General features: G+C 64.1%; 14 protein-coding genes. 4 read left to right on the forward strand and 10 right to left on the reverse strand.

Annotated elements, in window-relative coordinates:
- Positions 1-16 precede the first annotated feature (16 nt).
- The 5 genes from pdeM to Q0139_RS13850 form a co-directional block, all read right to left on the reverse strand.
- Positions 17-679, reverse strand: a complete 663-nt coding sequence (gene pdeM / locus Q0139_RS13830; protein WP_298023236.1) for a ligase-associated DNA damage response endonuclease PdeM — start codon at positions 677-679, stop codon at positions 17-19.
- A gap of 50 nt (positions 680-729) precedes the next feature.
- Positions 730-1971 (reverse strand): dipeptidase, encoded by a 1242-nt coding sequence (locus Q0139_RS13835; RefSeq protein ID WP_298023238.1) that lies wholly within the window; start codon positions 1969-1971, stop codon positions 730-732.
- Positions 1972-2041: 70 nt separating this feature from the next.
- Complete coding sequence (locus tag Q0139_RS13840) at positions 2042-2446, reverse strand: hypothetical protein (protein WP_298023241.1); 405 nt, start codon at positions 2444-2446, stop codon at positions 2042-2044.
- A 165-nt stretch (positions 2447-2611) separates the two neighbouring features.
- Positions 2612-5032, reverse strand: coding sequence for a ligase-associated DNA damage response DEXH box helicase (locus tag Q0139_RS13845; protein ID WP_298023245.1), 2421 nt, complete (start codon positions 5030-5032; stop codon positions 2612-2614).
- Positions 5029-5199 (reverse strand): hypothetical protein, encoded by a 171-nt coding sequence (locus tag Q0139_RS13850; protein ID WP_298023248.1) that lies wholly within the window; start codon positions 5197-5199, stop codon positions 5029-5031. The genes Q0139_RS13845 and Q0139_RS13850 overlap by 4 nt, the downstream gene beginning before the upstream one ends.
- Before the next feature lie 112 nt (positions 5200-5311).
- On the opposite strand from Q0139_RS13850, the gene Q0139_RS13855 reads away from it, so the two are divergent.
- Both Q0139_RS13855 and Q0139_RS13860 read left to right on the forward strand, forming a co-directional pair.
- Entirely contained in the window at positions 5312-6226 is a 915-nt protein-coding gene (locus tag Q0139_RS13855; protein WP_298023251.1) for a sulfotransferase domain-containing protein, read from the forward strand.
- 19 nt (positions 6227-6245) lie between these two features.
- Positions 6246-7244, forward strand: a complete 999-nt coding sequence (locus tag Q0139_RS13860) for a ligase-associated DNA damage response exonuclease (protein ID WP_298023254.1) — start codon at positions 6246-6248, stop codon at positions 7242-7244.
- A gap of 6 nt (positions 7245-7250) precedes the next feature.
- Here Q0139_RS13860 and Q0139_RS13865 read toward each other — a convergent pair whose 3' ends face one another.
- Genes Q0139_RS13865 through Q0139_RS13880 form a run of 4 tightly spaced genes read right to left on the reverse strand, consistent with a single transcriptional unit; the run spans position 7251 to position 10438 of the window.
- Positions 7251-7793 carry a PH domain-containing protein gene (locus Q0139_RS13865; RefSeq protein WP_298023257.1) on the reverse strand — a complete coding sequence of 181 codons (543 nt, stop codon included), beginning with the start codon at positions 7791-7793 and terminating at the stop codon, positions 7251-7253.
- Complete coding sequence (gene pgmG / locus Q0139_RS13870) at positions 7793-9175, reverse strand: phosphoglucomutase/phosphomannomutase PgmG (RefSeq protein WP_298023260.1); 1383 nt, start codon at positions 9173-9175, stop codon at positions 7793-7795. The genes Q0139_RS13865 and pgmG overlap by 1 nt, the downstream gene beginning before the upstream one ends.
- Before the next feature lie 42 nt (positions 9176-9217).
- Positions 9218-9637, reverse strand: a complete 420-nt coding sequence (locus Q0139_RS13875; protein ID WP_298023263.1) for a DnaJ domain-containing protein — start codon at positions 9635-9637, stop codon at positions 9218-9220.
- Between the two features lie 33 nt (positions 9638-9670).
- On the reverse strand, positions 9671-10438 hold the full coding sequence (locus Q0139_RS13880; protein WP_298023266.1) for a division plane positioning ATPase MipZ: 768 nt from the start codon (positions 10436-10438) through the stop codon (positions 9671-9673).
- A 94-nt stretch (positions 10439-10532) separates the two neighbouring features.
- Here Q0139_RS13880 and panC point away from each other — a divergent pair, with 94 nt between their 5' ends.
- Together panC and Q0139_RS13890 are read left to right on the forward strand one after the other, a co-directional pair.
- On the forward strand, positions 10533-11378 hold the full coding sequence (panC, locus tag Q0139_RS13885; RefSeq protein ID WP_298023274.1) for a pantoate--beta-alanine ligase: 846 nt from the start codon (positions 10533-10535) through the stop codon (positions 11376-11378).
- A 227-nt stretch (positions 11379-11605) separates the two neighbouring features.
- Complete coding sequence (locus Q0139_RS13890) at positions 11606-11902, forward strand: SEL1-like repeat protein (RefSeq protein WP_298023268.1); 297 nt, start codon at positions 11606-11608, stop codon at positions 11900-11902.
- A gap of 43 nt (positions 11903-11945) precedes the next feature.
- Here the strand turns inward: Q0139_RS13890 and Q0139_RS13895 are convergent.
- Positions 11946-12260: prolyl oligopeptidase family serine peptidase (locus Q0139_RS13895; RefSeq protein WP_298023271.1), on the reverse strand; the 315-nt coding region annotated here is incomplete at its 5' end.

Below are 12260 nucleotides of genomic sequence, written 5' to 3' on the forward strand. Positions count from 1 at the left end.
ATCGAGCCTGACCATATTACGCCGCCAGCGGAAACCGCAGCATCCGATCGCTGACCGGAACGAGTGCTTCTGCATCGGGGCCGACCGCGCGAACGATTTCGGGATGCCCTGCGTCAAGGCCACCGGTCAGCGCGCCGAATGCCGGCAGGATCAGCTTGCGCTCGGTCGCGACGAAACAGCGCCGCGAGACACGCTTTCCGCGAACCGTCAGCCGCAATTTCGGGTGGAAATGGCCCGAGAGTTCGGGTCGCGTTTCGGCGGTATCGGCTTCATGTCGCAGCACGAGTCCGTCCACTTCGGCTTCATCGATAACGCGCCCGCCGCAGCGACCGGCGAATGCCGCATCGTGATTGCCGGTAATCCATGTCCAGTCGAGCTTCTCGGTCAGCGCTTCGAGCCGTGCACAGGCGTCGGCGGGCATCCGGTCGATGCCGTCGCTATCATGGAAGCTGTCGCCGAGGCACCAGAGTTCGCGCGCATCCGTCGCCGCAACAAGGGCTTCCAGGTCCGCCAGCGTCGCCATGCTGTCATAGGGCGGCAGCATCTGCCCCAGCCGCGCGAACCAACTCGCCTTTTCGAAATGCAGATCGGCCACGAGCAAAGCCCGCCGCGCCGGCCAGAACAGCGCGGCCTGGGGCAGGGCGAAAAATTTGTGGCCGGAGAACGAAAAGGGAACCATGCGGAGCTAATGGCGGTAATGGCCTCGCCGATCAAGCCGTTGCAATCCGATCAATGGTTCGCCGCATAGTCCTCCGCCTGGCGTAGCAGGCGCAAAACATTGCCGCTCCAGATCTTCTGGAGATCCTCCTCGTCATAGCCCGCGGCCAGCAGCCGTGCGGTCACTTGCGGCAAAGCAGCGATGTCGCGCATGCCGATCACGCCGCCGCCGCCGTCCCAGTCGGCGCCCATGCAGACATGGTCGACGCCGGCGACGTCGAGCAGATGCAGCAGGCTCGCCATGAAGGCGTCGAAATTCGCTTCCTGTTGCGGCGCACGGCCTTGCGCGGCGCGCAGTTCGCGAACCAGCGCTCGCTGCTGGGTGGGGGAGGCGGTGCGATATTCAGCGTCCATCCGCTCCTCTATTGCCGTGAGTTCCTCGCTTTCGAGGAAGGGCGCGAGGAAGACCGAATTAACGCAGATTGCGCCGCCCGATGCCGCGACGGCGCGGATGCCATCATCGTCGAGATTGCGCTGATGATCCATCGCCCAGCGCGGGCCGGAATGCGATAGGATGATGGGTGTTGCGGACAGTTCGATCAGTTGGTCGATCGCGGCGTCCGAGGCATGGCTGCCGTCGACGACAATGCCCAGCCGGTTCATTTCGGCGACGAGCTCACGGCCAGCCGGGCTCAGCCCGCCCCAGCGCCCGTCGCCCGTGGTGCTGTCGGCGAATTGATTGTCGCGCGAATGGACGGGGCCGGCCATCCGCACGCCGTTGTCGTAGAACGATTGTAGCGCGCCGATATCCTCGCCGAGCGGCCAGCTATTCTCGATGCTCTGAAAGGCGAAAACCTTGCCTTCGCTTGCGATCCGCAGCGCATCGTCAGCGGTATAGGCCAGTTCGAGCCGTTCCGCGTTCGCCGCCGCCATCTCCAGGATCTCGCGTTGCCGCTGCGTCGCCATGGCGCGCGCCTCGGCATAGCCGGCAGAGGTCAGTTCTCCCTGCGGCGTATAGATCACGAAGAACCCGCCATCGAGTCCGCCTTGCTCCATCCGCGGCAAATCGACTTGGCTGGCATCGGTCGCATAGTCGTGGGCGTCCGCCATGCTCCAGCCGTTGCGGCCGAAATGGACCGGTGTGTCGAGATGGGTGTCGAGGGTGAGCAGGCGCTCATGGATTTCGGCCGCGCTGGCCGTTTCGGGTGCCGCCGTCTCGGTCGCCGGTGTGCAGCCTAGAAGGAGCATCGAGACCGCGCCTGCACCCATCATTAGGCGATGGCGCGCCGTTCGTTTGAAAGTATCGGTGATCAAAATCCGCTCCCGCATCGCATCCGGTCCAGCCGTAAGCATAGACAGGAGGAGGCGGGAGCGGAATGCCGAATTAGAATCCTGAGATGCCGAGTGCGAGTACGGCACCGGGCTGGTTGGCATCCATCAGCAATTCGATGGTGCCCGTGCGACCGCGTGCATCGGCGACCGAGAGCTGGACCTTGCCGTCTTCCGAATTGACGTCGTTCAGCGTCAGCTCGCCATAGCGAATGGCGAGGCGGTCGAGCTTCGCGACTTCGGCGTCGCGGATGCGATCGGAGGCGACATGCTCATGGCCCCAGTTGCGCCGGTCGGCGCGGCGGCCGTTGATCGCGGTGACGAGGCTTTCGGCAATCTGCTGCGACGAGGAACTGGCCGCCGGGCTTTGTGCGGCGGCGGGAGCGGTGGTGCCGATTGCGGCCGTTCCGATGGCGGCGGCGAGGGCGAGCGAAAGGGGGATGAAACGCTTTTTCGACATGTTGGTCTCCTGAACCATTTGGGTTTTGCGGCCATACGGTACGAATCCGTCGCCCGCGGCCGCCGCTGTATTATGTGAATATGACAGTTGGTCGAAGGTCCCGTTCGACAGGCGACAGACCGGTTCGATAGGCGGCCGAATCGTTGCGACAAATGTCGTAATCGATCAGTCGGCCGCCATTGCGATTGCCGCGAGGCTCTCGGCTTCGATCAGCAGTTCGTCGTCGACGATACCCTGGGCGACATGTTCGCGCCCGATCAGCGTCAGCACCGGCACCGCCAAAGGCGAGACGCGGTCGAGATCGACATGGACCATCGTATCGGCGGCGCGGTTGAGCAGATTGGCCAGCCGCCCGACATCGGTCAGTTTGGTGCGCGCATCGGCCCAGGCCGCCTGCATCAGCAGGTGGTCGGGCTCGTAGCGGCGCAACACGTCGTAGATGAGATCGGTCGAGAAGGTGACCTGCTTGCCGGTCTTGCGCTTGCCCGGATGCTGGCGCTCGACGAGCCCGCCGATCACCGCGACCTCGCGAAAGGCGCGCTTGAGCAGGTGCGACCCTTGCACCCAATCGACGAACTCGTCGGTCAGGATGTCGGGCGAGAAGAGCGGTGCGGGATCGCGCACGCGCTCGAGCGAATAGGTGGCGAAGCTGTAATCGTTGGCGACGAAGCCGATGGGCTTGAGCCCCGCGCTTTCCATGCGCCGCGTGACCAGCATCCCGAGCGACTGGTGCGCGTTCCAGCCTTCGAAGCTGTAGGTCACCATGAAATGGCGGTCCTGGTGCGGGAAAGTCTCGACCAGCAGTTCGCCCGGTCGCGGCAGCACCGAGCGCTGGCCCTGGACGCTCAGCCATTCCTCGACGTCCTCGGGAAACGCCGCCCATTCGGTCCGGTCGAACAGGAAGCCGCGCACACGATCGGCGAGATTGGTCGAGAGCGGCATCCGGGCGCCCATATAGGTCGGGATGCGCGCCTCCTTGCTCGACGCACGGACAAGCAGATCGGTGTCCTTGATCGTGATGACTTCGAGGCTCATGCCGGAAAAAAAGAAGGTATCGCCCGGCGAGAGCGAGGCGGCGAACAGTTCCTCGACCGTGCCGAGCTTGCGCCCGTTCTTGAACCGGACGTCGAGCACGGGCGCATCGACGATGATCCCGGCGTTCAGACGGTGCTGCTTGACGAATTTGGGATGGCTGACGCGCCAATGCGTCTGTCCGTCTTCGTCGAGCTCGGGCGTCAGTCGCTTGAACTTGTCATAGGCCCGCAGCGCATAGCCGCCGCTCTCGATATATTCGAGCTCGCGCGTGAAGGCTTCGCCGGTCAGTCGCTCATAGGGCGCGGACGAGCGGACTTCGGCGAGCATCGCGCCCTCCTCGAACGGCGCGGCGCAGGCGCAAGCCATCAGATGCTGGGCGAGCACGTCGAGGCTGCCGTCGCGAAAATCGTCGGGATCAAGCTCGCCCTCCTCGACCGCGTCGAGCGCGGCGCGGGCCTCCAGATATTCAAACCGGTTCCCGGGTACGAGGATAGCCTTGCTGGGTTCGTCGAGCCGGTGGTTGGAGCGCCCGATACGCTGCAACAGCCGCGAAGAACCCTTGGGTGCGCCCATCTGCACGACACAATCGACATCGCCCCAGTCGACGCCAAGATCGAGGCTTGCCGTCGCGACGAGCGCGCGCAGCTCGCCGCGCGCCATCGCGCTTTCCACTTTGCGCCGTGCCTCGACCGACAGGCTGCCATGATGGATGCCGATGGGGAGCGCGTCCTCGTTTACCTTCCACAGATCCTGGAAGATCAACTCGGCGAGGCTGCGCGTGTTGCAGAAGACGAGCGTGGTGCGGTGCTTGGCGATCGCCTCCATCACCTGCGGCGCGGCATAGCGGCCCGAATGGCCCGACCAGGGGACGCGGCCCTCGGGCAGCAGGATTTCGATCTCGGCCTTCGCGCCGGGATCGCCGCGCACGATCTCGACCGACGCGGCATCCGCATCGGGCGCCAGCCACTTCGCATAGCCCTCCGGATCGGCGACGGTGGCCGACAATGCGACACGCCGCAGATCCGGTCTGATCGCCTGCAGCCGCGCCATGGCGAGGTTGAGAAGGTCGCCCCGTTTCTGCAGCGCGAAGGCATGAACCTCGTCGATTACGATCGTGCGGAGCGTGGAGAAGAGCTCGAAACTGTCGGGATAGCTGATGAGGAGGCCGAGCGATTCGGGCGTTGTCAGCAGCATATGCGGCGGGCGCTGGCGCTGGCGTACCTTGCGATCATGCGGCGTGTCGCCGTGGCGCGCCTCTACGCGGATAGGCAGGCCCATCTCCTCGATCGGGGTCAGTAGATTGCGGCGGACATCGTTGGCGAGCGCCTTGAGGGGCGAGATGTAGAGGGTGTGAAGGCCGCCCGGCGGGTCGCCAACCAGATCGGCGAGAGTTGGAAGAAAGCCGGCCAGCGTCTTCCCCGCGCCGGTCGGTGCGACAAGCAATGCGTGGCGGCCAGCCCGTGCCGCCTCCAGCATTTCGAGCTGGTGCCGGCGCGGCGCCCAGCCGCGCCCATCAAACCACCGGCCAATGTCCGGTGGCAGTGCGGTCAATCGGTCTCCTCCCGATCGGTTTGCTCGCGCGCCTGTCGGGCCGCGGCTTCGGTGCGGGCAATGTCGGCGGGGCTATCTGCGCCCTTGTTTCGGCTCATGCCATAGGCGATCGCGGCGAGCAGCAGCGCACCGCCGCCAACCAGGATGATGATATAGATCGTTTCCATCGTTTTCCCTTTCTCACCAGCCAACGCGCCAGTAGCAAGGAAATATCCGGCGCACTTGTGCGGCAACAATCTTGGGTCCAAGCGTGTTTGCGAGGGCCGGAGGGGGAAGAAGTTGGTCAACGCACATACTGGCCGTGCCGAGTCGGCGCAGGAATTCGGGGAGTTGATGGCGCGGATGATGGTGCCGGCGCCCGGGGCGGAGAAAATGCCGCCCTATGCGCCGCGATCGAGCGATGTGATCATTTCACCCTTCGGCAAATGCGGGACGACCTGGCTGCAACAGACTTTTCATACGCTGCGGACCGGCGGCGACATGGATTTCGACGATATTTCCCGCGTCGTTCCCTGGATCGAGACCGCGCCGGCGCTGGCGATTGATATCAATGCCGAACAGAAAGCCGATCCGCGCGGGTTCAAGAGCCATCAGTCGTACGACACGCTTCCCGGCGGTGCGCGCTATGCGGTGTCGCTGCGCAATCCCAAGGACGCGTTTGTCTCCATGTACCGCTTCATGGAGGGTTGGTTCTTCGAGCCCGGCACGGTGCCGATGGAGCATTTCTACCAAGGCTGGATCACGCCCGGCCCGCAAGGGGCGAACTACTGGACCCATTTGCTGAGCTGGTGGCGGCAGCGCGACAATCCCGATGTGTTCCTGACGACCTATGAGCATATGATCGAGACGCCGGCCGAGCATATCCACGCCTTTGCCGATTTCTGCGGCATTCCGTGCAGCGACGATCTCGCTGCGCTGACGCTCGAACGGTCGTCATTGGCCTACATGCTCGAGCACAAGGACAAGTTCGCCGATCCGATGATGCGCACGCTGTCGGAGGAACGCTGCGGTTTTGCCCCCGGCAGCGATTCGGCGAAGGTCCGCAAGGGCGGCGTCGGCGGCCACAAGGCCGAATTGCCGCCCGAAATCGGCGGAGCGATCGAGGCTGTTTGGGCCGGGCAAGTCGAACCGGAAACGGGCTTCGCAAGCTACGAAGAGCTCGATGCCTCCATTCGGGAGCGCAATTCGGCTTGATCATTCCTATATCGATCGCATGGCGAGCCTCGGACACTGGATCGATCCCCGACCCGAAGGAATTTACGTTCCCGCGGCCGATCTCTGGATCGATCCGTCGCAGCCCAAACCGCGCGCCCTCGTCACCCACGGCCATGCCGATCATGCCCGTGGCGGCCATGGCGAGGTATGGGCGACGCCCGAAACGCTGGCGATCATGGACGTCCGCTATGGCGAGCAGGCCGCCTGGCCGGTCGCCTATGGCGAGATGCACGATTTCGGCGATGTGACGGCGCGGTTCGTGCCGGCAGGGCATGTTCTGGGTTCCGCGCAGATCGTGCTCGACCATGGGGGCGAGCGGGTCGTTATATCGGGCGATTACAAGCGCAGACCCGACCCCACCTGCGCGCCGTTCGAGCCGGTACCGTGCGACATCTTCATCACCGAAGCCACTTTCGGCCTGCCGGTCTTCCGCCATCCGGAAACACGGCACGAAATTGCCAAACTTCTCGACTCCCTTGCAGCGAATTCGGACCGGTGTGTGCTCGTCGGCGCCTATGCGCTCGGAAAGGCGCAGCGCGTCATCACCGAGCTGCGCGCGGCGGGTCACGACGCTCCGATCTACATTCATGGCGCATTGCAGCGGCTCTGCGATCTCTACGCGGAGTATGGCGTCGATCTCGGCGAATTACGCCCGGCGACCGATGCGGATAAGGACGAGATGCGCGGGTCGATCGTCGTCGCGCCCCCGTCCGCGCTGAACGACCGCTGGTCGCGGCGGCTGCCCGAACCGATTACGGCAATGGCGTCGGGCTGGATGCGCGTGCGCCAGCGAGCCCGGCAGCGCAATGTCGAGCTGCCGCTGATCCTCTCCGATCATGCCGACTGGGACGAACTGACCGACACGTTGCGTGAACTACGCCCCAAGGAGGTGTGGGTCACTCACGGCCGCGAGGACGCGCTGGTTCACTGGTGCACGACGCACCAGATCAAGGCGCGCGCGCTCGATCTGGTCGGCTATGAGGATGAGGACGATTGAGCGCCGTCAGGCGTGCGGTTCGACCGCGGCGGGCTCGTAATCGATTTCGCGCACGCCGCGGCGGACGCGTTCGGACTGGACGAGACCGCGCAGCTGTTCCCGGCGATCGCGGGCACCAACGACATTCGGCAGCAGCATCGGAACGCCGACATTGGTGCGGTCGCTCGAAATTACGGTGATCGTGCCGATGTTGAACAGCTGGTTGAGCAGCGAATAGTTCACCTTCACGTCCTTGACGCGATAGAGTTCGATCTCGTCGATGCTTTTGAAGACAATCCCGCGATGGATGATCAGCCGCTGCGAGGTGATCTCATATTTCGCAGCCATATAGTGCAGCCACTGGACAACGATCCTGACGAAACTGACCGCGCTTACGAGCATGAACCACGGGCTGTCGAAAATCAGCGCCAGGATCGGGCCAAGAAGCAGGATGCCGACCCACATCCAGCCTTCGAAGCTGCCGAACAGCCAGCGTTCGGTGCTGCTGCGAAAACTGTCGATCCGTTCCTCGTCCATCATCTGCCTCCCCGGATGGTCTCCGGACGCCATCAATGCCCCGCTTGCGGCCCCCGCTCAAGCCCCGACTCGGCAAGCTGCGCATCGATCTGGTGGAGCAGGCGCTTCAGGCCCTCTTCGCTCTTCGCTTCGGCCCGGGCGACGAGAACGTCCTGCGTGTTCGAAGCGCGGAGCAGCCACCAGCCGTCATCGGTGTTCACGCGGGCGCCATCGACCTCTTCATAGTCTTCGCCCGCCTCGGCCAGCCGGTCGAGCACTTCATCGATGACGGCGAACTTGCGGTCTTCGGACACCTGGAAGCGCATTTCCGGTGTGTTGATCATTTCGGGCAGTTCGCCGCGTAATTCGGTGACGCTCTTGCCCGATGTCGAGGCCGCACGAATGAGCTGGATGGCGGCGTAGAGTGCGTCGTCGAAGCCGTAATAATCCTGCGCGAAGAAGATATGGCCGCTCATCTCGCCCGCGAGCGGGGAGCCGGTTTCCTTCATCTTCTGCTTGATCAGCGAATGGCCGGTCTTCCACATCAGCGGATCGCCGCCCAGTTCCTCGATCCGGTCGAACAGCGCGCTGCTCGCCTTCACATCGGCAATGATCGTCGCGCCGGGATCGGCCTTCAGCACCGGTTCGGCGTAGATCGCCAGCAGCTGATCGCCCCAGATCACGCGGCCGAGGCCGTCGACCGCGCCGATCCGGTCGCCGTCGCCGTCGAAAGCCACTCCGAAATCGAGCTTGTTGTCGGCGACGAGCTTTTTGAGGTCTGCCAGATTGGCTTCGTCGGTCGGGTCGGGATGATGATTGGGGAAGTTGCCATCGACATCGGTGAACAGCGTGAAATGCTCGCCGGGCAGCCGCTCGACGAGCTTCTCAACGATCGGGCCGGCGGCGCCATTTCCCGCGTCCCAGCCGATCCGGTACTCGCCCCCCGCATAGCCCGCCATCAGCCGATCGACATACATGTCGGCGATGTCGGCGGTGCCGCACGTTCCCGATCCTTCTTCCCAGTCGCCCTTATCGGCCATGATGCCGAGCGCCTGGATGTCGCGCCCGAAGAACGGACGATGCTGAAAGACCATCTTGAAGCCATTGTAATTGGCGGGATTATGGCTACCGGTTATCTGTATGCCGCCATCAACCTCTAGCGTCGCCTCGGCATAATAAAGCATCGGCGTCGGGCCGAGGCCGATGGAAATTACATCGCAGCCGCTGGCGTTCAGACCCTCGACCAGCGCCTCCTCCAGCATCGGAGAGCTGTCGCGCCCGTCGCGGCCGACGGCGACATGGGTGCCGCCCGCGCGGCGGATGAGCGTGCCGAATCCGCGGCCGATGGCGCGTGCGTCGTCGGGGCCGAGCGTTTCGCCGACGATACCGCGGATGTCATATTCGCGAAGCGTGGTGGGATCGAATGTGTGTGTCATGCGGCGGCTTGTCGCCGGACCATGTGACAAGTGCAAGGGCTTCTAGTGCAATCGCCCGTCGGCATTGTTGCGCGCCTCGCTGAGCAGGATGTCGCGGGCCGCATTGACGCGTCGCGCCAACTCTACCGAACCGCCGGCATCGGGATGGACGCGGGCGATGAGGCGGCGATGTGCATCCCGGATTGTTTCCTGATCGGCGTCAGGCGGGACATCGAGCAGAACGCGCGCATCTTCGACCGGCATCATTGCCCGGCGGAATTGCTGCGAGCGATAGGTGCACCAGGCTGCGACGCCGGCAAAGGCGCCGATTGCGAGCAGGCCGTTGCCGCGCGCCAGCCAGATGAAGCCGAGAATGACGATCAGGACGGCGGCGATGTCGCCGCTATCGGCGCGGCGCAATCGGCCCGTCTTCCAGGCCCAGAGTGCCAGCAGCACCAGTCCGATCGGCAGCAGGATATGCATGCAGCGCGTTATACGCCAAGCCGTGGGCCGTGCCTATCGGCTTGTTTCGGGCAGTTCGAAGCCCGCGATCATCTCGCGCAACTCGGATCGTGCGGCGATATGGCTCATGCCGACGCTCTCGAAATGATCGATATCGAGCAGCGTCAGCCCGCTCGGAAAGAGTTCGCGATAGATGACGCGTTCCGACAATCCCGGGATGACGCGAAAGCCCACCCGTCGCGACAATTCGGCCAGCGCGTCGGCCATGCGCTGCATGTTGCGCGCGCCGATATGCTGAAGCCGGTTGCGCAGCACCACCCAGTCGACCTCGCCGCCGGTGCGCGCCTTGGCCTTGCGTGCCTCCCAGACGAGTTCGGCGTAGAAGCTCGGGCGCTTCACCTTGTAGGTTTCGGGATCGACCTGCCCGATGAGATCGAAATCGATGAAGCTGTCGTTGATCGGTGTCACCAGCGTATCGGCGCGGGTGGCGGAAATCCGGGCGAGCGGGTCGTCGCGCCCCGGCGTGTCGATGATCAGGAAATCGGTTTCGGCGCAAAGTTCGTCGATCTTGCGTTCGAACGCCGCGAGATTGTCCGCCTCATTCACCGCAAAGTCCGGCGTGGGGAGGTCTTCGCCCAGCCGCTTCCGGCTCTCCACCCGGTTTTCCAGATAGCGCGTCGTCGTCCGCTGCCGGGTGTCGAGATCGAGCACGGCGACGCGGTGTCCCATCATCGTCAGCGCGACCGCCGTATGGACGGCTGTCGTCGACTTGCCGGTGCCGCCCTTTTCATTGGCGAAGACGATGAAATGGCAATCGGCCAAGGCCGTGCGTCCCCCTCATGATAACCGGCGCGACTTGATTCACGTGTTTGCGCCCCCCAAACACGGTCGGGCTCTTATCGGAGGCGGAATGCAGGTGCAATTGGCGCGGACCATAAAGCTGTTGCGGGAATCGGTGACGGCGCTGAAAAGCGACGGTGGCACACTGGCGCTGGTGCCGACGATGGGCGCGCTGCACGAAGGGCATCTGGCGCTCGTCGCCAGGGCGAAGGAGGAGGCGGACCATGTCGCCGCCTCGATCTTCGTCAATCCGGCGCAATTCGGCGAAGGCGAGGATTTCGACGCCTATCCCCGCACCGAAGAACGCGATCGTGAGCTGCTCGAGGCGGCGGGCTGCGACTTGCTCTGGGCGCCGAGCCCGAGCGAAGTCTATCCCGACGGCTATGCCACGACCGTCAGCGTGACGGGTGTTAGTGAAGGACTGTGCGGCGGTGCGCGGCCCGGCCATTTCGACGGCGTCGCCACGGTGGTCGCCAAGCTGTTCAACCAGGTCGCGCCCGATGTCGCGCTGTTCGGCGAAAAGGACTACCAGCAGCTCGCTGTGATCCGCCGCATGGTCCGCGATCTCGATTTCGATATCCGGATCGTCGGCGTGCCGACCGTGCGCGAGGCCGACGGCTTGGCGCTGTCGTCGCGCAACCGGTATCTGAGCGAAGAGGAACGCGCGGCAGCGGTAGCGCTGCCCGATGCGATGGGCGAGGCGGCCGAGGCGATCGCGGGCGGGGCCGATGTCGGCGCGACGCTGATCGATGCGAAGGCGAAACTGTTCGAGGCGGGCTTTTCGACGGTCGACTATATCGAGCTGCGCGATGCCGAGACGCTGGAGCCGATGGCGATGCTCGAGGGTCCGGCGCGCATGCTGGCGGCAGCACGGATCGGGACGACGCGGCTGATCGACAATATCGCGGTCCTTCCGCGCTGAAGTCCTCCCCTGCAAGGGAGGGGGTCCACGAAGTGGTGGAGGGGTGGTATCCCGCTACCGATTCGCGGATCACCGGTGTTGATACCCCTCCGTCATGCTTCGCATGCCACCTCCCCTTGCAGGGGAGGATCGTGATCGCGAAAAACTTACTCGCGCCGTTAACCTTTTATTATCCATAAGCCGCCACCTCTGTCCCCGACGCACAGTCGTAAAGGGGAATTGGGGTAATGGCACATAGCGAACACGCCGCGACGTTTCTGATCGAAAGCCGGTTGCGCGATGCAGCGGCGGGCAAGACCGAGGCGCTCTACGATCTCGGCATCGCCTATTCGTCCGGTTCGGGCGGGTTGGACGTCGACCTGATCGAGGCGCACAAATGGTTCAACCTCGCCGCAGTCAACGGGCATGAACGTGCACAACAGTGCCGTGCGGAAATTTCCGACGAGATGACGGCCCGCGAAATCGCCGAAGCGCAGAAGCAGGCCCGCGCCTGGTTGAATGAGACGGTGCGCCGCGCGGCCTGATATCGTCAAAACCTCGCAAGCGTGAGGTCGCGTCTGACGAAAACTACTCTTCTCTCACCCAGGCATTCGTCCGAAACCGCTCGAACCACGCCAATATCGCCTGCGCCTTGGCACCGCTCTGCGAGGGGCGTGCCGCGATGCCGCCATGGCTCGCACCGGGCACCTTCACCAGCGCCGTCGGCACGCCGCGCAGCCTCAGCGCCGTGTAATATTGCTCGGACTCGCTGACGGGCGTGCGATAATCCTCTTCGCCGACCACCACGAGCGTCGGCGTCTCGACATTGCCGATCAGCGACAGCGGCGAGCGGCGCCAATAGCTTTCCTGGTCCTCCCAGAAATTCGATCCGAACCAGTAATC

Source organism: uncultured Parasphingopyxis sp. (assembly GCF_937129435.1).
In the GTDB taxonomy this organism is placed as follows: Bacteria; Pseudomonadota; Alphaproteobacteria; order Sphingomonadales; family Sphingomonadaceae; genus Parasphingopyxis.

Excerpts from the sequence above, each read along its gene's own strand:
- pdeM (WP_298023236.1), bottom strand. The coding sequence starts at position 679 with ATGGTTCCCTTTTCGTTCTCCGGCCACAAATTTTTCGCCCTGCCCCAG.
- Q0139_RS13840 (WP_298023241.1), bottom strand. The coding sequence starts at position 2,446 with ATGTCGAAAAAGCGTTTCATCCCCCTTTCGCTCGCCCTCGCCGCCGCC.
- Q0139_RS13850 (WP_298023248.1), bottom strand. The coding sequence starts at position 5,199 with ATGGAAACGATCTATATCATCATCCTGGTTGGCGGCGGTGCGCTGCTG.
- Q0139_RS13860 (WP_298023254.1), top strand. The coding sequence starts at position 6,246 with ATGGCGAGCCTCGGACACTGGATCGATCCCCGACCCGAAGGAATTTAC.
- Q0139_RS13865 (WP_298023257.1), bottom strand. The coding sequence starts at position 7,793 with ATGGCGTCCGGAGACCATCCGGGGAGGCAGATGATGGACGAGGAACGG.
- pgmG (WP_298023260.1), bottom strand. The coding sequence starts at position 9,175 with ATGACACACACATTCGATCCCACCACGCTTCGCGAATATGACATCCGC.
- Q0139_RS13875 (WP_298023263.1), bottom strand. The coding sequence starts at position 9,637 with ATGCATATCCTGCTGCCGATCGGACTGGTGCTGCTGGCACTCTGGGCC.
- Q0139_RS13890 (WP_298023268.1), top strand. The coding sequence starts at position 11,606 with ATGGCACATAGCGAACACGCCGCGACGTTTCTGATCGAAAGCCGGTTG.